Source organism: Ruegeria sp. AWH4_226 (genome assembly GCF_056159225.1).
Window position 1 is genome coordinate 2274921 of the sequence record NZ_JBSWUU010000001.1, and the last position, 18290, is coordinate 2293210.

At 58.8% G+C, this 18290-nt stretch carries 19 protein-coding genes; 10 read left to right on the forward strand and 9 right to left on the reverse strand.

Going from position 1 to position 18290, the window contains the following annotated elements; all coding sequences use genetic code 11:
- Nucleotides 1-420 carry an NUDIX hydrolase gene (locus tag ACXAET_RS11240; protein ID WP_475184794.1) on the forward strand — a complete coding sequence of 140 codons (420 nt, stop codon included), beginning with the start codon at nucleotides 1-3 and terminating at the stop codon, nucleotides 418-420.
- Here the strand turns inward: ACXAET_RS11240 and ACXAET_RS11245 are convergent.
- The 6 genes from ACXAET_RS11245 to ACXAET_RS11270 all read right to left on the reverse strand — a co-directional run bounded on the left by ACXAET_RS11245 (nucleotide 417) and on the right by ACXAET_RS11270 (nucleotide 7905).
- Complete coding sequence (locus tag ACXAET_RS11245; protein ID WP_475184796.1) at nucleotides 417-3815, reverse strand: efflux RND transporter permease subunit; 3399 nt, start codon at nucleotides 3813-3815, stop codon at nucleotides 417-419. The two genes, ACXAET_RS11240 and ACXAET_RS11245, sit on opposite strands and share 4 nt — an antisense overlap.
- Nucleotides 3816-3820: 5 nt before the next feature.
- Entirely contained in the window at nucleotides 3821-5269 is a 1449-nt protein-coding gene (locus ACXAET_RS11250) for an efflux RND transporter periplasmic adaptor subunit (protein WP_475184798.1), read from the reverse strand.
- 106 nt (nucleotides 5270-5375) lie between these two features.
- Nucleotides 5376-5918 carry a molybdenum cofactor biosynthesis protein B gene (gene moaB, locus ACXAET_RS11255; protein WP_475184800.1) on the reverse strand — a complete coding sequence of 181 codons (543 nt, stop codon included), beginning with the start codon at nucleotides 5916-5918 and terminating at the stop codon, nucleotides 5376-5378.
- A gap of 6 nt (nucleotides 5919-5924) precedes the next feature.
- Entirely contained in the window at nucleotides 5925-6545 is a 621-nt protein-coding gene (locus ACXAET_RS11260) for a LysE family translocator (RefSeq protein ID WP_475184801.1), read from the reverse strand.
- Nucleotides 6542-7141 carry a metallophosphoesterase family protein gene (locus ACXAET_RS11265; RefSeq protein WP_475184804.1) on the reverse strand — a complete coding sequence of 200 codons (600 nt, stop codon included), beginning with the start codon at nucleotides 7139-7141 and terminating at the stop codon, nucleotides 6542-6544. The genes ACXAET_RS11260 and ACXAET_RS11265 overlap by 4 nt, the downstream gene beginning before the upstream one ends.
- A complete protein-coding gene (locus ACXAET_RS11270) occupies nucleotides 7141-7905 on the reverse strand; it encodes a uracil-DNA glycosylase (protein WP_475187192.1) in 765 nt (254 codons plus the stop codon). The genes ACXAET_RS11265 and ACXAET_RS11270 overlap by 1 nt, the downstream gene beginning before the upstream one ends.
- A 774-nt stretch (nucleotides 7906-8679) precedes the next feature.
- Between ACXAET_RS11270 and ACXAET_RS11275 the strand changes: the two genes are divergently transcribed.
- The 8 genes from ACXAET_RS11275 (at nucleotide 8680) to ACXAET_RS11310 (ending at nucleotide 14400) form a co-directional block, all read left to right on the forward strand.
- Nucleotides 8680-9615, forward strand: coding sequence for an aspartate carbamoyltransferase catalytic subunit (locus ACXAET_RS11275; protein ID WP_475184807.1), 936 nt, complete (start codon nucleotides 8680-8682; stop codon nucleotides 9613-9615).
- Complete coding sequence (locus ACXAET_RS11280) at nucleotides 9612-10130, forward strand: hypothetical protein (protein ID WP_475184809.1); 519 nt, start codon at nucleotides 9612-9614, stop codon at nucleotides 10128-10130. Before ACXAET_RS11275 ends, ACXAET_RS11280 begins: the two co-directional genes overlap by 4 nt.
- Nucleotides 10115-10501, forward strand: coding sequence for a hypothetical protein (locus tag ACXAET_RS11285; protein WP_475184812.1), 387 nt, complete (start codon nucleotides 10115-10117; stop codon nucleotides 10499-10501). Before ACXAET_RS11280 ends, ACXAET_RS11285 begins: the two co-directional genes overlap by 16 nt.
- Nucleotides 10498-11778 carry a dihydroorotase gene (gene pyrC, locus ACXAET_RS11290; RefSeq protein ID WP_475184817.1) on the forward strand — a complete coding sequence of 427 codons (1281 nt, stop codon included), beginning with the start codon at nucleotides 10498-10500 and terminating at the stop codon, nucleotides 11776-11778. The genes ACXAET_RS11285 and pyrC overlap by 4 nt, the downstream gene beginning before the upstream one ends.
- Nucleotides 11778-12383 (forward strand): glycerol-3-phosphate 1-O-acyltransferase PlsY, encoded by a 606-nt coding sequence (gene plsY / locus ACXAET_RS11295; RefSeq protein ID WP_475184820.1) that lies wholly within the window; start codon nucleotides 11778-11780, stop codon nucleotides 12381-12383. Before pyrC ends, plsY begins: the two co-directional genes overlap by 1 nt.
- Nucleotides 12380-12670: a hypothetical protein gene (locus ACXAET_RS11300; RefSeq protein ID WP_475184823.1), complete on the forward strand. Its 291-nt coding sequence runs from the start codon at nucleotides 12380-12382 to the stop codon at nucleotides 12668-12670. The genes plsY and ACXAET_RS11300 overlap by 4 nt, the downstream gene beginning before the upstream one ends.
- 173 nt (nucleotides 12671-12843) lie before the next feature.
- Nucleotides 12844-13317 carry a YHS domain-containing (seleno)protein gene (locus ACXAET_RS11305; protein ID WP_475184827.1) on the forward strand — a complete coding sequence of 158 codons (474 nt, stop codon included), beginning with the start codon at nucleotides 12844-12846 and terminating at the stop codon, nucleotides 13315-13317.
- Between the two features lie 549 nt (nucleotides 13318-13866).
- Nucleotides 13867-14400: an outer membrane protein gene (locus ACXAET_RS11310; RefSeq protein ID WP_475184829.1), complete on the forward strand. Its 534-nt coding sequence runs from the start codon at nucleotides 13867-13869 to the stop codon at nucleotides 14398-14400.
- Nucleotides 14401-14450: 50 nt separating this feature from the next.
- Here ACXAET_RS11310 and ACXAET_RS11315 read toward each other — a convergent pair whose 3' ends face one another.
- On the reverse strand, nucleotides 14451-15434 hold the full coding sequence (locus ACXAET_RS11315) for a quinone oxidoreductase family protein (protein ID WP_475184832.1): 984 nt from the start codon (nucleotides 15432-15434) through the stop codon (nucleotides 14451-14453).
- Nucleotides 15435-15626: 192 nt separating this feature from the next.
- Here ACXAET_RS11315 and ACXAET_RS11320 point away from each other — a divergent pair, with 192 nt between their 5' ends.
- Nucleotides 15627-16484 (forward strand): DUF2189 domain-containing protein, encoded by an 858-nt coding sequence (locus tag ACXAET_RS11320; protein ID WP_475184833.1) that lies wholly within the window; start codon nucleotides 15627-15629, stop codon nucleotides 16482-16484.
- Nucleotides 16485-16516: 32 nt separating this feature from the next.
- Here the strand turns inward: ACXAET_RS11320 and ACXAET_RS11325 are convergent, their stop codons facing one another.
- Together ACXAET_RS11325 and ACXAET_RS11330 are read right to left on the reverse strand one after the other, a co-directional pair.
- Nucleotides 16517-17503 (reverse strand): NAD(P)H-quinone oxidoreductase, encoded by a 987-nt coding sequence (locus tag ACXAET_RS11325; RefSeq protein WP_475184834.1) that lies wholly within the window; start codon nucleotides 17501-17503, stop codon nucleotides 16517-16519.
- 55 nt (nucleotides 17504-17558) lie between these two features.
- Entirely contained in the window at nucleotides 17559-18251 is a 693-nt protein-coding gene (locus tag ACXAET_RS11330; RefSeq protein WP_475184835.1) for a COQ9 family protein, read from the reverse strand.
- Between the last annotated feature and the right edge of the window lie 39 nt (nucleotides 18252-18290).

Sequence of the window (18290 nt, forward strand, 5' to 3'; positions counted from 1 at the left end):
ATGCAGAAAACTCCGAAGATCGGCGCGCTTGCCGTCGTGGTGCACAATGACCGGGTCCTACTTGTGCAACGCAGCAAGCAACCTGATGCAGGGCTTTGGGGTTTTCCCGGCGGTCACGTCGAATGGGGTGAGACAGTCATGCGGGCCGCGCAGCGGGAATTGCATGAGGAAACCTCGGTCGTCGCCGAGCCACTGCACTATCTCGATAACCTGGACTTATTGCGCCACGACGATCAGGGCAGCGTCCAAACACATTACTTGCTGGTGGGGGTCGCCTGCCAATATCGATCTGGCACCCCCTTGGCCGGAGATGACGCGCAGGACGCCCGCTGGTTCCCAATTGAACGGATCAGGCAAGGCGATCTGCAAATGAGCAACCGGGTTATCGACCTATTGGAGACTGCACTGCGTTGGTCTTAAGCCTCTCGCCCCCGTAGCCGCACATAAATCAGTGAGGACAGCAGGAAGCTGACCAACAGGATCAGGACCGCCCCGGCAACGAAAGCACCCAGCCCCATTTGCAGGGCCACGACACTCTCGGCCCCTCCATATAACTCCGAAAGCAGGCCGAACGGCGTACCAGCTATCGCAGGCCAGATCATAGTCACCCCGAACCAGACCAATAGCGCAAGCGCCGTAGCCGCCACCGCGCCCTGCACCACCCGATCCGGCGCCCGCAGCGCACGACGCATCGCCGTCATCGGGCGCGACAGGTCGTTCAGAATGGCCAGCAGCGCCGGGACCAGCAACAGTACCAGCAACATTCCGAAGCCCAACCCATAGACCAGCGTGATCACCGTGGGTTTGAGAAACTGCGCCTGTGTGGAGCTTTCGTATAGCAACGGCGTCAGCCCCAGAACCGTAGTGAGTGTCGTCAGCATCACCGGGCGCAAACGGTCTGCCGTGCCCTCGACAATCGAAGGCACCAGCCCGCGCTCCTGCTGGTAGCCGTCAATTGTTGTTACCAGCACGATCGAGTCGTTGATGATGATCCCGGTCATCCCCAGCAAGCCGATCACGGTGAACATGCTGAGCGGCACATCCCAGATGTAATGCCCCCAGATCGCGCCCACCAACCCAAAAGGAATGATCGCCATGACCACGACGGGCCGTGTCCAGCTGGCAAAAACCCAGGCCAGCACAAGGTAGATACCTGTCAGACACAGGATCAGCCCTGTGCGCGCCTCGGACAGGAATTCATTCTCCTGCTCGCTCAGGCCTGACATCTGCCATTCGACTTGCCGCTCGGATGCGATCTTGGGCAATATCTCTTCGCCCATAGCACGCTCAATCTCAGCAGCGCGGGCCGGATCATCCTCTGCAATGTCTCCGTTCACTGTCAAAACCCGCAGCCCGTTTTCGCGCCGGATGCTTGAAAATCCCGCTTTCCGTTCGACCGATACGATGTCGGCCAAGGGCACATAAACACCGTCTGGTGTGCGCATCAGTGTGCGCTCAAGGAAATCAGCGGTCAGTTCGTTTTCTGGTAGTTCGACACGTATCTCGGCACTGCGCGGACCATCAGGGAATGTCGCCGCCTCGATACCGTTGAGCCGATCCCGCAGCACGCGGCCCAGCGTTTCGATCCGGAAGCCCAGCGCCTCACCTTTCGCAGTCAGGTCCAGAATGAACTCTTCCTTGTCATAAGCGAGGTTGTCTTCAAGCGCAGAAACTTCGGGGTATTTTGATAACTCCGCCTGCAAATCCTCAGATGCCTGTTTCAGCGCGTCCAGATCGGCACCAGAGAATTGCACGTCGATCGCATCCCCACCGGGACCAGACCGCCAGCCTCGGAAACTGAGCAGTTCGACCTTCGGGTGGCGGGGCACGTAATCCCGCAGATCAGCCACAAACTCAAAACTGGAATAAGGGCGCAGATCGGCGTCGATCAACTCAACCGAGATTCCGCCCAGCAGGTCGGCATCCTTACCATCGGCGGCAGACAGACCACGACCAGCGGTACCCCCGACCTCGGCCAGAACATATTCGATTGGATTGCGGCCGTGACGCTCTTCATAAATTTGGCCCATTTCTTCGACCGCCACCTGCAGCTGACGCATCATGGCAAGCGTGTCATCACGGGTCGCGCCTTCGACCATGATGAAGTTCCCCGTCACTGATCCCTGTTCGGGTGCATTGAAAAAGCGCCAGTTCACGTCGCCTTTGATAAACAATGCAATCTGGCTGGACAGTATCACTACCATGATCGCGACAACCACATATCGCGCCCGGACCACCCAAGCGATCAACGGGCGAAACAGCGTATCCCGCACCCAACGGAACCCGCGATTGACTACGCGATTGGGCAAGTCGTACCAGTGTTCCTTAGCAGAGTGCGTAATCGCATGAGCCATGTGGTTGGGCAGGATCAGGAAGCATTCGATCAATGAGGCGATCAGCACCGCGATAACAGTGAACGGGATGTCATAGATCAACTCTCCGAACCGGCCGCCAATTGCGGTCAACCCGAAAAACGCGATCACGGTGGTCAGCGTAGCGGCGAAGACCGGCATTGCCATGCGCTGCGCTGCCCGTTCAGCGGCGACGACTGGCGCTTCGCCCAGCCGCCGGGCACGGAAATCAGCATGTTCACCCACAACGATGGCGTCATCCACCACGATACCCAGCGTGATGATCAGCCCAAACAGCGAGATCATGTTGATCGACAGCCCACCGATATACATGAACGCAATGGCGGCTGACATCGCCACAGGAATACCCGCCGCAACCCAGAACGCGATACGCGCGTTCAGGAACAGAAACAGCAAGCAAACCACAAGGCCTAAACCCACCAACCCATTGTCAACCAGAATATCCAGACGGTCGGTGATGGCTTGGGCGCGTGTTCGGATCAGCTCGGCCGTGACGCCTTGGGGCAGACTCGCCTGCATTTCAGCGACCACATCCTCAACCGTGTGCTGCACCTTGATCGCGTCACCCAGGTTCGAGCGGTCCACGCGCACCGACATGGCCGGGTTTTCACCCACAAAGTAGCTGCGGTTGCGGTTGACGCCCTCAACCCTGATCTCAGCTACATCGCCAACATAAAGTTTCGATCCATCGGCATAGTTACGCAGCGCGATGCTTTCGATCTCTTCCGGACTGCGCTTTTCTGTACCGGTACGGATGCGGGCATTAGCTCCTGTGACGTCTCCGGCCGGGTTGGTGATCGCCTCGGCTGCGATGGCCTGGGCAATTTCGGACAGGGTGATGTCATTTGCGATCAACTGTGCCGTTGGCACCTCGACCACCACGCGCGGCGCGGCGAGACCCCGGATCGTGGTGCGGGTTACGCCGGCCGCAAACAGGCGATTGATCAATTCATCGGTGAACTTGGCCAGTTGATCCGGATCGACGGGGCCAGTTACAACCACATCGGTAACCCGATCACGCCACGCACCGCGTCGGATCGTTGGTTCTTCGGCATCTTCCGGCAGGTTAGTGACACCGTCGACAGCAGTTCTGACTTCGTCCACCGCCCGCGACATGTCCCAGTTAGGCTCGAACTCCAGCCTTATGTGGGCAGACCCCTCGCGCGAGGTTGAGGTCGTGTCGGTCACGCCTTCTACTGCAAGCAACTCCGGCTCCAGAAGCTGAACGATGCCGCTATCCACATCTTCTGGTCCCGCTCCCTCCCACGAGACCCGAACATCCACGCGCTCAAGTATCACGTCGGGGAAGAATTGCGCGCGCATCGCGGGGATCGCCGCCGCGCCTAGAACCAGCATTAGCAGCAGAAGAAGGTTGGCCACCGTGCGATGCCGGGTGAAGTAGCTGAGAATTCCACCCGCCGCGCCGGGGATTTTGCGCATCATGGCGCTTACCCCCCGGCCCGTGTCTCGATGCTACGCACCAAAGCGGCGGGAACTTTGACCTCGTTCAACTGTCCCAAAACGCGTGCCTTCATGTCATTGGGCATCTGGTCGCTTGCCTCAACCTGCGCCACCAGTTGCGCGCGCAGCTCCTCGGACAGCTCCACCATGTCAGGGTCGGCATTGGCCTCAACCCGCAATGGCCGCACCCGGACCCCGCCGCCCAACAAGGGCGTCCTGCCAACCACAACCTCGCGCCCCTCCAGCCCGTCCCCTCGCAGCAGGACCTCGTCGCCTTGACGGCGGATCAGTTGCACCGGCAGAACCTCAAGCCGGTCATCCGCGCCAAGCACCAACACGGTGCCGGCCGAGTCCAGAACCGATGATGGCAGACGCACCACGTTGTCCAATGGCTGCTCTTCGACAGTGACCGTCACGAAATCACCCGGTTTGAAGCCCGGCGCATCATCCAGCCGCGCGTAAATCAGACGGCCTGTCTGCCCTTCCCCGGCCGAGCCGCTGTCACGGCTGATACGCCCCGTGGCCGTCAGATCAGTTCCCGTCACCTCAAGCGAAACAGTTACCGGAGCGTCGATCAACTTGCCGCCTGCGTCCAACAAGCGCACATATTGTGCTGTCGAGACACGGAAAGCGACCTCCAACGCGTTGGGATCTACTAATTCCGCCAGTTTTTCATTGGCTGATACCAGCCGCCCTTCGACCAATGAAACATCGGTCAATGTCCCGTCGAACCCCGCGCGGACCGTCATGTCGTCCAGATCACGTTCAGCGGCTTCAAGCGCGATACGGGCGCGAGACAATAAAGTGGCGGCCTGGTCAACCCGGGACTCGGCCTGCGCCAGGGCAATGCGGCGGGCCAGAACAGATTGCTGGGCGGCAGCCTCGGCCAGTTCCGCCTCTTCCACGGCGGCAGGTGTTCCGACGCCCCGGCCTTGCAGATCTTTCTGACGCTGCAAGGCACGCCCGCGCAATTCCGCCTGCGCGGTGGCCGAGTTCAGCTCATCCTGCGCCAAGAGCAGCGAGCGTTCCGCGTCACGCTCTTCGAACTGCGCATCCAACAGATCGGACTTGGCCCGATCCAGCGCTGATTGTGCATCCGCCGGGTCAAGTTCCACCAAGACCTCTCCGGCTTGAACGACGCCACCATCCTCGAAATCGTCCGCCAGTGCGATGACCCGACCGCCAAGCGCTGCGCGCAGTTCCAACCGGCGACGGCTTTGCACCTCGCCAAAGGCTTCGAGGTAAGGTGTAACTGTCTGAAATTCTGCACGCTGCACGCTGACGGCGAAGGTACGTTCACGCGCCTCGGGTGGGGCACTATCCCTGTTCAAAGCCTCTTGCACCGCGCTGGCGATGAGTTGAACCGCGACAAACAACAGTGCCAGCGTCAGAAACGCCAGAAAGACACCAAAAAGGCTTTGCCTCAAGAATCGCATCAATCACTTACCCCGGTCGCATCAGGCTGCCATCTGAAAAAGGTAGCCGGACAAAGGAAAATGCCAAGCCACAAAGCGGTTTCAACCAGTTATACGCGCGTCCAGTCTACTTCCGTCGAAGATGTTCGTCCAATCGGGGCATTATTTCCACGAAATTGCAGGGTCGGTGGCGATAATCGAACTGTTTTTCCAAAATTCCGTCCCATGCGTCTTTGCAGGCCCCGGGGCTGCCAGGTAACGCGAACAGATAGGTGCCCTGTGCCACGCCGCCGGTCGCGCGCGATTGAACGGCCGATGTGCCGATCTTTTCCATGGACACAATGGTGAAAACCGTGCTGAACGCCTCGATTTCTTTTTCATAGACGTCCCGATGCGCCTCAACTGTCACATCTCGGCCGGTCAGCCCTGTGCCGCCAGTCGAGATCACAACGTCGATATCGGGATCACCGACCCACAGCCGCAGCTGTGCCGCAATTTCGGCGCGCTCATCCCGGATGATCTTGCGATCCGCCACCAAATGGCCCGCGCGTTCGATCTGGTCGACCAGTGTTTGGCCAGAACGATCTTCGTCCTGCGAGCGTGTGTCCGAGACCGTCAGAACGGCGATCCGGACCGGGATGAATTCAATACTCTCGTCAATGCGCGACATGTGGCGTCAGGCCCTTTCCATTATGGCAAGCCGGACGGCGAGGGCTGTGAAGATACCCCCGGTTGTCCAGCCCATGATACGTGAGGCGCGCGGGTTCGAGATCAGAACCCTCCCCGCGCCACCGGCAAAAATGCCAACCATCCCATTCACCACGAAACCTCCCAGCGCGATGATCACGCCGAATATCAGAAATTGCGGCAGGATCGGGCCGTTGGCGGGGTTCACGAATTGCGGGATAAATGCCAGCACAAAAAGGATGACCTTGGGGTTGGTTAGGTTCACCACCATTCCATCGCGAAACGCGTAACGCGTCGGTTTTGCAGGTGTTTCGGCGGTGATCGCCCCGTGCTGGATCACGCCCCACGCAAGGTACAGCAGATACGCCACGCCCACCCAACGGATTACGTCGAACAGCCACGGCATGCTGGAGACCACGGCTCCCAGCCCGAGCCCGGCCAACAGCACGTGCACCATTAGGCCAATAGAGATTCCGGCACTAGCCACCAGAGCTGGTTTGGCGCCAGACCGCAGCCCCTGACCCAAACAAAACATCATATCCGCGCCGGGGGTAAAGTTCAGCGCCAGAGCAGCCGGGATGAACGCCAGCAGCGTGACAGTCTCAATCATATGGAGACCTCAAACCAGTTTACCGTTGGCCCCAGATTGGCGACCTGAGTACGGCCCAAAGTTCCGCGATAGCCCCAACTGTCGTGGATATGTCCGCAATACGCGTATTGTGGCTGCAACCGTTCCACCGCATCCCGCACGGCCACTGATCCCACCGCATCACCCATGGATGTAACATCGCCATACCCTTTTGGCGGAGAATGCGAAATCAGGATATCCGCAGCTTCACAACGCTCCAGCAGCTCAGCGGCTTCGGCCTCGGTCAAATCACAGGACCAGTCACCAAAAGGTGTAACGGGTACGCCATACCCCAGACCAAACAGCCGCAGACCATCCAGCGTCATACCGGTGCCGTGCAGTACATGGCCGCCCTCGGGTGCAGCCTCGGTCAGGTCCTGCACGCTTTCTGCATTGCCGGGCACCATGACGAAAGGTGCTGTGATTTCGGACAACATCGCCATCGCCTGATCCAGCCCCTGCCGCATATTGCAAAAATCGCCGGCCCCGATCACAAGGTCGGCCTCGGCGCTTGCTGCGACGATCTCAGCCGCGCGCGAGCGGGCCATGTGCAGGTCCGAAAAAGCCAGGACACGCATCACTTGCCCCCCAACCAGACTTGTAACTCCAGCAGATCCGCCCAGGCGTGGCGCTTCATCTGAGGTTGGCGCAGCAAGTAGGCGGGGTGGAACATCGGGATGACCGGCAAGCTCAGCGCCTGTTCCCATTGTCCGCGCAGCCGGGTGATGCCACGTTTGCCCAAGACCGCCTGACAGCTGATATTGCCCATGATCACCAGAACTTCGGGTTTGGCCAATGCGACATGCCGTTCGAGGAAGGGTTTCATCATCCCGATCTCTTCCGGCTTGGGGTCGCGGTTCTGAGGCGGCCGCCACGGCAGGACATTGGTGATATAGACGTTCTGTTCACGATCCAGATCAATCGCTGCCAGCATCCGGTCCAGCAATTGCCCCGCGCGTCCGACAAATGGCTTGCCCTCGCGGTCTTCTTCGCGGCCCGGTGCTTCGCCGATGATCATGACCCGCGCGCCGGGTGTGCCGTCAGCAAAGACCAATTGCCGCGCGCCGCGTTTCAGCTCACAATGCTCAAAACCGTCCATCGCCGCGCGCAGCTGATCAAGCGACCCAGAGCTTTGCGCCGCCGCTTTCGCAACTGCAACCGGGTCCACATGCTTGGGCTTTTCCGGTGCGGATTGGGCTACAGTGGCTTTTTTGACCTTGGGCGTTGTGTCAGGCAGCGCGTATCGGTCAACCGGTGCATCACCGATCGCCTCCGTCGCGCCCAATTCGATCTGCCAGTCCAGCAGCGCCCGCGCCGTGTGATAGTCCATAGCCGATTCCATAGCCCTCAATCTAACCAGCTTTTGTCCGAGGGAAAGCGAATAGGCCTTGATCGGGCCGTTCATCGCACCGACCATCAAGACATTCATGATTGTGCTGTTCCGATTCCTTTTTGTTTTTGCGCTGCTGACCACGCTCGGCGGCCCAGCATTTGCGCAGCTCTTTGACCGGGACGGTCAATGCAGGCCCGGGCAAACCAAATGCGGTTTTCGCTGCTGTTCAGGCGCGCAAAGATGCAGCTTTGACGGCCACTGCATACCGTTGGGCGGAACCTATTGCGGCGGTGGGCGAAGCTGCGGCCCGTTTGAACGCTGCGTCGCGGGCGGCACGCGCTGCGCGCCAGCCAGGCCAAACAAATGTACCTCGCGCGTGGATTGTCCGGGGGGTACGTTTTGCAATGCACGTGGCGAATGTGAACCCACAACACCCGGAGGTGACCCGAACGCAACGACCGACGGCCTTCGCAAAGTGTGCGACGATGGTTTGGTCTGTGGTGATGGCTCTTCGTGCTTGCCGGGGGGCGGATGCTCGCGCCCCGGATGGTTTGTATGCGAAGAAACGGGCTCGCAATGTCGCCCGGGGTTTAAGTGTTCCGAACATCAAGGTTGTGTCCCGATGAACGCCATCGACTGCGGCTATGCCAAATGGTGCAAACCCGGCGAGCAATGCCTGCCCGATGGCGGATGCGAGAAACTGCCGGAAGGAGCCGAACCGTAGGTTGCCTCGGCCTGCGCAGCTTCTTATAAGCGGTTCGATTGTCGGACAGGAGCCCGCCCATGCGTTTCGCCCATCGTCACCTTCTTGGCATCGAGCATCTGTCGCAATCCGATATTACCGCCATCCTTGATCTGGCCGAGACATATGTCGACCTGAACCGGCAATCGACAAAACGATCTGATGTGTTGTCGGGGCTGACCCAGGTCAACATGTTCTTTGAAAACTCGACCCGCACGCAGGCCAGTTTCGAACTGGCGGGCAAGCGGTTGGGCGCAGATGTAATGAATATGGCGATGCAGGCCAGCTCGATCAAAAAAGGCGAGACGTTGATCGACACGGCAATGACGCTGAACGCGATGCATCCCGATCTGCTGGTGGTGCGCCATCCGCATTCAGGTGCCGTCGATCTACTGGCGCAGAAAGTGAATTGCGCGGTTCTGAACGCAGGCGATGGCAAACATGAACATCCGACGCAGGCGCTGTTGGATGCGTTGACCATTCGTCGCGCCAAGGGTCGTCTGCACCGTCTGAACATCGCCATTTGCGGCGATGTTGCACATTCCCGCGTGGCGCGCTCGAACCTGATCCTGCTGGGCAAGATGGAAAACCGCATTCGCCTGATCGGCCCGCCAACGCTGGTCCCCGGCCATTTCGCCGATTTCGGGGCTGAGGTTTATGACGATATGAACGAAGGTCTAAAAGACGTCGATGTGGTCATGATGCTGCGCCTTCAGAAAGAGCGTATGGATGGCGGCTTTATCCCGTCAGAGCGCGAATACTACCATCGCTATGGTTTGGACGCCGCCAAGCTGGCGCTGGCCAAGCCCGACGCCATTGTCATGCATCCCGGTCCGATGAACCGCGGGGTTGAGATTGATGGCACGCTGGCCGACGACATCAACCGATCCGTTATCCAAGACCAGGTCGAAATGGGTGTCGCCGTCCGCATGGCCGCGATGGAATTGCTGGCCCGCAACCTGCGTGAGGCGGCATGAGCAAGCTGACCATTGCCCCCCATGAACGCGGTGTGATCCGCGTTTTCTCACTGGATATGCGCCCTGAAGAGGCGAAGTTCCTGCGCGAACCTGGCGCGGCTGATCAGGTCTTGGGCGTTGAGGGACTGGATCCAGATCAGATCGACGTTTTTCCGGTCTCGGACCTCGAAGACCTTGGGCTTTATGGCTATCTGAACGACGGCTGCGGTGTGGCTGCTGACCAGCTGGATCACGAAAAGCTTGAGGCAATTGAAGGCTGGGTGATGGTGGTTCGAAGCGCTGCGTTCGGCGGGCGTGCGGCCACTCTGGCCCCGGACAAACGCTTGCGCCTGATCGGGTTCTACACCGAAGAGGCGACCAACTGGACCGGCGGCCCTATTGAGACCGAAAGCGCCAAGCCGTTTTCTGCCCCTCAAACCGCGCAGCAAGACAACAAGCCCCGCCGCGTCGGCTCAGCCATTGTGGCGCTTGTAGTTCTATTGGCAGTCGGAGGTGCCCTATGGCTGATCCTGTGACCTTTGCCCCCAACAGGGGTGCCTACATCCGCACGAACGCATGGTTGGCCGCCGTTGCCATGGCCGGCGCGATGATCGTACTTTGGCTGATCGGCAATCCCTATCCGTGGACCGGCGCGCCCGCGGGCCTTGCGGCCATCGGCCTGCGCGCATGGTATCTGGCCTCCGAAGAACTGGTCGCCACGTGGGAGATGACTGACACCGCCCTCACCGGCCCCGGCCCGCGCAAAGTGGCGCTGACCCAGATTGAGGCCGTCAACACCATGGGAAGCTTTGTCCAGATCGTCACAAAAAGCGGCGACAAATATCTGATCAAGTATCAGGCCAATCCCGCCGCCACCAAAGCCGCCATCGAAAGGGCCATGGCATGACCAACCTGATCTTCACCAACGCGCGCCTGATCGATCCAGAAACCGGCACGGACAGCCCCGGTTGGCTGCGGGTGACCAATGGCCGGATCACCGCGCGGGGTGAAGGCAATGCCCCGACCACCGAGGCGAAGGCCATTGATTGCGGTGGGAAATGCCTTGCCCCCGGCATCGTCGATATCGGCGTCAAAGTGTGTGAGCCCGGTGAGAGGCACAAGGAAAGCTATAAAACCGCGGGTCTGGCAGCGGCTGCCGGAGGTGTCACTACGATCGTTACCCGCCCGGATACCACTCCGTCTATCGACACCCCTGAAAACCTGGAATTTGTCACGCGACGCGCGCAGTCAGATTCCCCAGTCAACGTGCTGCCGATGGCGGCGTTGACCAAGGGCCGTGACGGGCGCGAGATGACCGAAATCGGCTTTCTGCAAGACGCCGGAGCGGTTGCCTTTACCGATTGCGACCACGTGGTCACCAATACCAAAGTGTTTTCCCGCGCCCTGACCTATGCGCGATCCTGCGGCGCGCTGGTCATCGCCCATCCGCAGGAGCCAACACTCAGCAGCGGCGCGGCCGTAACCAGTGGCAAGTTCGCAACCCTGCGCGGTTTGCCCGCTGTTTCGCCCATGGCCGAGCGTATGGGCCTGGATCGTGACATTGCTTTGCTTGAGATGACAGGCGCCAAGTACCACGCCGATCAGATCACCACCGCCCGCGCCTTGCCCGCGCTGGAGCGCGCCAAGCGAAACGGGCTGGACATCACTGCCGGGACTTCAGTTCACCACCTTACCCTGAATGAGCTGGACGTGGCCGACTATCGAACCTTCTTCAAGGTCAAGCCGCCGCTGCGGTCCGAAGACGACCGGCTCGCCGTGATTGAGGCTGTGCGGTCCGGCCTGATCGACACGATCAGCTCCATGCACACACCACAGGACGAAGAGAGCAAACGCCTACCGTTTGAAGAGGCTGCCTCGGGCGCGGTGGCGCTTGAAACGTTACTGCCCGCGATGCTGCGGCTCTACCATGCGGGGTACCTCGATCTACCCACCCTGTTCCGGGCCATGGCCTTGAATCCAGCGAAACGGTTGGGTCTGGAGAGTGGTCGGTTGTCACAAGGCGCACCTGCTGATCTGGTACTGTTCGACCCGGACGTGCCGTTTGTACTGGACCGTTTCTCGCTAAAATCGAAATCGCAGAACACACCGTTTGACGGCCAAAGGATGCAGGGTAAGGTCACCGCAACCTACGTGGCAGGACAAGAAGTGTACCGGAGAGCTTGATGCCATCATTTGACAGTTCGATGACCCAGTTGATCCTCTGGGCAGTGCTCGGCTATCTGATGGGTTCAATCCCGTTTGGCATGATTATCGCACGGGTCATGGGGCTGGGCAATTTGCGCAGCATTGGGTCCGGCAATATCGGTGCAACCAATGTACTGCGCACTGGGAGCAAACCCGCTGCTGCGCTGACATTGCTTTTCGATGCCGCCAAAGGCGCGATCGCGGTCTTGCTGGCCCGTGCGATTGCGCAGGAAGACGCCGCGCAGATCGCGGCACTGGCCGCGTTTCTGGGTCATTGCTTTCCGGTTTGGCTGGGGTTCAAGGGCGGCAAGGGCGTGGCAACCTTTCTGGGCCTGTGGCTGGCACTCGACTGGCGAGTTGGGGTGGCCTGCTGCCTGACGTGGCTGGTTGCGGCTGCAATATGGCGGATTTCCTCGCTGGGTGCGTTGGTGGCCGCTGCGATGTCTGCCATATGGGTTCTGTTTCTGACGGATGGCTCAACCCTTGCATTGAGCATCGTGCTGACCGTACTTGTGTTTTGGCGCCACAGGGCCAACCTGGTGCGGATCAAGGCCGGCACAGAACCAAAGATCGGTCAGTCTTGAACGCCTTGGAAACCTTTCTGAGTGCCTTTTTCGCTATTCCCACGGGGTCGTCTACCGGCCAAAGCCATGGCAAGCGCTATGTCGTAAGCCGTTCGGAACTGGCCGGAGGCAAATCCCAAAAGCTGGTTGCGCACGAGCTGGGCGGCAACGATTACATTAGCCTGAACCTATATTTGACACGCACCAGCGGTGCCCTGTTGCGCCCCTGCGAGATGCCCGCAGAAAAAGTGGTCGCGTTTGTGCTGGGTTTCAGACCCGATCGGCAAGCTGACTCTGTGCATAATTGAACAACTCAATCTTTGTTACCACACAATCACAATTGATTGCTTTGAACGTGAAGAGCGCACGGCCCAAGTAGGCTGGGTGCCGGACAATTGCTGACCGCACATGAAAAATCCAAAGAGGCACCAGCCGCAATTGCGGCGGCAAACGGTGCCGAAGTTCACGAAAGGTGAAACAAATGAACAAGTTCAAATCCATCCTGGGCGGGGTTGCCTTGTCCGTCGCAATCGCAAGCTCGGCCATGGCTGCAGGCGTTGAACTGAACGCAAGCTCGACCGGTCTTGCAATGCAGGGCTATGACCCGGTTGCCTATTTCACCGAAGGCGCACCGACCAAGGGTGACTACCGCATCTCCGCACTGCACAACGACGCTCTGTACCGTTTTGCAAGCGAAGAAAACAAAGCAGCGTTCGAAGCTAACCCGGAAGCTTACCTGCCTGCATATGGCGGCTACTGCGCATTCGGCGCGGCAATGGGCTTCAAGTTCGACGGTGACCCCACTTACTGGAAAATCGTTGACAACAAACTGTACCTGAACCTGTCCCAGGACATCCAGGAACGTTGGGAAGGCGACATCCCGGGCTTCATCGAAAAAGCCAGCGTCAACTGGGAAACCATCGCTGACAAAGAGCCAGCAGAACTGCAGCAGTAATTTTGCTGAGTTTGAAAAGTATTCGGCGGCGAGTCACCTCGCCGCCTTTTCTTTTTTGGTGAACACCGCAACCCAACGCATTGCGCAAAAAACTTGATACCAAAGACGCCCATCAATGCGGTAGCGAGCATACCCGATCATTCCGATCCTGAAATGCGCTACCGTAAGACTGTTTTTCTTCGTTATTGTCCCATTGCACGCGACGTGCCGTCAGCTGAGCGCGCGCAGAAACCTTAGTCAAACAGAAGAATTTTGACCCGATTCCTACTGATGCGGCCTTAGCAGCAATTTGCTTATGCGTTCGCGTAAATTGGCTAAAATCACAATTCATGCCCAACCCCGTTTGAAAACAACACCACGCCGTCTTACATCACCGCGTATGTGTATGTGATGCGCGCCACTGCCAAAATATTTCGGGCCAAAGGCGTGCTGTCAGGCACCGGATCTCAAGGTGATCTGAAACCCGACCAAAGGTCGAACCTCAGGCACGAATACGCAAGAACCAACTTCACTTCCCAAAATTCAATTCTCAGCACGAAAGGCTCCGACATGAAAAGTAGACTTCTCTTCGCTTCCGCAGTCGCAACCGTCGTTGCAGGGTCGGCGATGGCACAAGCCTCGGGCGACTGGACCGGGTTTTACGGCGGCGCACAGATCGGTTACGCCGATATTGACACGAATATTTCCGACGGAAACGGTGACGGTTTTATCGGTGGTATTTTTCTGGGTTACGATGTCGATCTGGGTGACTGGGTCGTCGGTGGTGGGCTGGACTATGACTGGACTGGCATCGAGTTGACGCCGGGCGTCGAGGTCGAGGACGTATGGCGCATCAAGGCCCGCGCGGGGTACAACGTGACCCCACAAGGTCTTTTGTATGGTGTCGGCGGTTATGCCAGGGCCGGAACCGATAACCTGGGCAGCGATGACGGCTGGTTCATCGGCGCAGGGTACGAACAGATCGTCGTCCCGAATTTCAGCATCGGGGGTGAAATCCTGTACCACGAATTCAACGACTTTGATTCAACAGGTATCGACGTGGATGCGACCACGGTTCAAGTCCGCGCCTCCTATCGGTTCTGATCTGAAAAGCAGTTGAAACCCGGCCTGGCCTTTGCTGGCCGGGTCTTTAGTCAAAGCTCCAAAACCGTGCTGCCGGTGGTCTGGCGCGCCTTAAGCGCGCGGTGGGCGTCTGCCACGTGTTCCAGCGTAAAGCGCTGGTCGATGTGGATTTTCACCTCTCCGCCCTCGACCTTGCCGAATAGCCGCCGCGCCATAGCCTGACAGACTGCGTGATCAGCGATATGCGTAAAAAGAGTCGGACGCGTGATCTTGAGCGATCCTTTCTTAGCCAATATCCCCAGATCGATCAGCGGCACCGGTCCCGAGGCATTGCCAAACGATATCATCATCCCTAGGGGCTTGAGGCAGTCCAGCGAGCCGCTGAAGGTGTCCGCCCCGATTGAATCCATCACCACGTCCACGCCTTTACCGCCGGTGAGTTCGGCCACTCGTTCAGCAAAGTTTTCGGTCCGGTAATTGATACAGTGGGCAGCGCCGTTGAATTGCGCCAGGCTGCATTTTTCGTCTGTTCCGGCGGTGCCAATCAGGGTGATGCCTTCCGATTTCGCCCATTGGCAAGCGATCAGCCCAACGCCACCGGCGGCTGCGTGAAACAAAACAGTGTCACCGCGTTTCAGCGGAGTGGTGCGATGGAACAGGTATTCAACCGTCATTCCCTTGAGCATCATTGCCGCCGCCGCGTCAAAGGCAATCTCGTCTGGCAAAGGGCACACCTGCGCCGCAGGCATCACCCGTGCCTCGCAATAGGCACCGGCAGGGGCCGCTGCATATGCCGCCCGCTGGCCGGGTTCCAGGTGGGTCACGCCTTCGCCCACGGCTTCGATCACGCCTGCGGCTTCCATGCCCAAGGCATGCGGCAGATCCAGAGGATAAAGTCCGGAGCGCTGATAGACATCAATAAAGTTCAACCCGCAAGCATGGTGGCGGATACGAACTTCTCCGGGGCCGGGTTCGCCCAGCGGCCGGTCTTCGATCCTTAATACTTCCGGGCCGCCATGTTCGTGAATGACGACGGTTCTTGCCGTTTGATGCATGCTGACCTCCTGTTGCCTGCGGCCAAGCTAACACGCCTGAGAATCAGGGCAATCGGCTCTGTTTCGTATCAAGCAACCAAAAGGCGAAAAAATGTGATATACTCACTATCGGGCGTTGCCGGCTGGTCCGGCCAAGGGCAACCCGAGCCGGATTCACTCTGCTGCGCTGATACGCTAAGGGAGGGGATATCGATGGCGAAAACGATTGGAAATCCGATCAGCTGGGCCGCCAAGAACATCAGCGCGACCAGCGATCATATTGCGGACAGTGTAAATCATATCGGCAGCGCGGATACGCGGCAATTGCCGGTGGTGCAAACGCTGACAATGCAAGACCTGAAGGATTGCCTGCGGGCAGGGTACAAAGACTTTCTCGAAACGCGGGCAGATGCCATATTCATCGTTCTGATCTACCCAATTGCAGGACTGCTCATGTTCGGCTTTGGGTTGAACAAGAACATGGTACCACTGCTTGCACCGCTGATAATGGGCTTTGCTTTGATTGGCCCCATTGCGGCGGTGGGATTGTATGAAATCAGCCGCAAACGAGAACAAGGGGGCGATGTGCATTGGCTGGACGCCTTCGGTGTCTTCCGCTCACCCTCATTCGGTGCAATTCTGTTATTGGGCTTTTATCTGGTCATGTGGCTGCTGGTCTGGCTCATGGTCGCGCAGAGCATCTATGTCCATACGCTGGGCCCGGATTTGCCAACGTCCTTCGGTGCATTCGTTACGCAGGTGTTTACCACCGCTGCGGGCTGGACGATGATCATCTTTGGCAACGCGGTAGGGTTTCTGTTTGCCCTGGTCGCGCTGGCGATCAGTGTCGTCAGCTTTCCGCTTTTGCTGGATCGCAAAGTCGGGCTTCCGGTGGCGGTTGTGACCTCGGTCCGTGTCCTTCGGCATAACCCCAAAGTCATTCTGGCCTGGGGTCTTGTCGTTGCTGTCATGTTAATTGCCGGTGCAATTCCGATGCTGCTTGGGCTGATCGTGGTCATGCCGGTACTTGGCCATGCAACCTGGCACCTGTACCGACGCGCTGTGACTTGAGGAAATGGCGCGGTACCAGCCCGCGCACTCCGTCAACCTGAGACTTTAAGAACTATCTTGCCAATATGATCCGAACTCTCCATCCGCGCATGGGCGGCCGAGGCATTTTCCAGATCGAATTGACTGTCCATGACGGGGGCGACTTTCCCCGCCTCAAGCAACGGCCAGACCGCCTCATGTAAGTCCCGAGCGATTTTTGCCTTGGCCAAATCACTTTGCGGACGCAGGGTGCTGCCGGTCAGGGTCAGGCGCTTGACCATCATCATCGCAAAGTTCAACTCGACGTTTGGACCTTGCAGAAAGGCAATCTGAACAAGCCGACCGTCGTCGGCCAGAGTTTTTACGTTGCGCGGGATATAGTCACCGCCCACCATATCAAGGATCAGGTTTGCACCCCCTTCAGCCCGCATAACCGCTACGAAGTCCTCATCCCGGTAATTGATAGCGCGCTCGGCACCAAATCTGACGCAGGCCTCGCATTTCTCATCCGACCCGGCAGTCGCGAAAACGCGGGCGCCAAAGGAATGGGCCAGTTGAATTGCCGTGGTGCCAATCCCGCTTGAGCCACCATGGACCAGAAACCGCTCCCCAGCCTTTAGCCCACCTCGGGTAAATACGTTGGACCAGACGGTAAAGAATGTCTCGGGCAGGCACGCGGCCTCTTTCATGCCCATCCCTGCGGGCACCGGCAGACAATGCGCGGCAGGCGTGGCCACGTATTCGGCGTAGCCGCCGCCCGGCAACAAAGCACAAACCTGGTCACCTAAAAAAAGACCTTCAACGCCGGGGCCTATGGCGACCACCTCTCCCGAAGCCTCAAGCCCGGGCAGATCGCTCGCCCCCGGGGGTGGATCATAAGCTCCTGCGCGCTGCAACGCATCCGGACGGTTCACGCCGGCATAAGCGATCTTGAGGATCACCTGACCGTTTTTTGGCTCGGGTACGGGACGGTCGGTCACTTGCAGAACCTCCGGTCCTCCGGGCTTGGTGATCTCAACAGCGCGCATTGTCTGGGTCATGGGCAAATCTCCTTTGCCCAATGCCTATCAGGGTAATAACAGAAGGCCCAGACAGTTACTTTCGCGTGTTCAAAACTCCGGGCAGATCAGCCCTCATCCTGATTGGCGGCTTTACCTGACTGGCAAACCAGTTCGGTACCGCAAGGAGGGGTTTGAGCAGCGGATTGCCATTTACCTGCGCCTTGAGCTTTTCGATCTGCATCACATTGTCGATGCGACGGTCCAGAAACTCCCACGTCTTTTGATGATCGGGAGAATCATCGCCCAGCCAAAACAGCAGGGTCGAAGAATAGACCCCCGACAGGGTGGCACGTTTGGTGTACCAGTTCACATCATCCGACGTATCGCCCAGCGTGTCCCAGATCAGGTCGCAGGTTTGCCAAAGCGCCTTCGCTCCATCGGCCGCATGGCTTGGCAGCGAAAAAAGCGTTATCCCGCGACGAACCAGCTCTTTGTCGGGAACAGCCTCAAGCCGAAAGCGTACGGCTGCGGCTACGCGGTCACGGAATTTCAGTTCCCTCAGATCGGTGGCCTTGAGACGTTCCACCATCGCGGCATCGCCACGGGCATGGAAGGCCAGCGCCAGATCAACCGCTCCACGGGGACAAATCGCCCGCGCCAGACCCTGATCCAGATCACAATCGACAACCGCGGCACGAAAGCTGGTTTCGGACCAGCCATCAAAGGGGACGTGCATCAACATCGCGTCCAAAAGCTGTTGCTTGGCATCTTCATAGGTGACAGTCATGGGGTTCTCCGGTTCTCGGGGCCAGTACTAGACAAGATA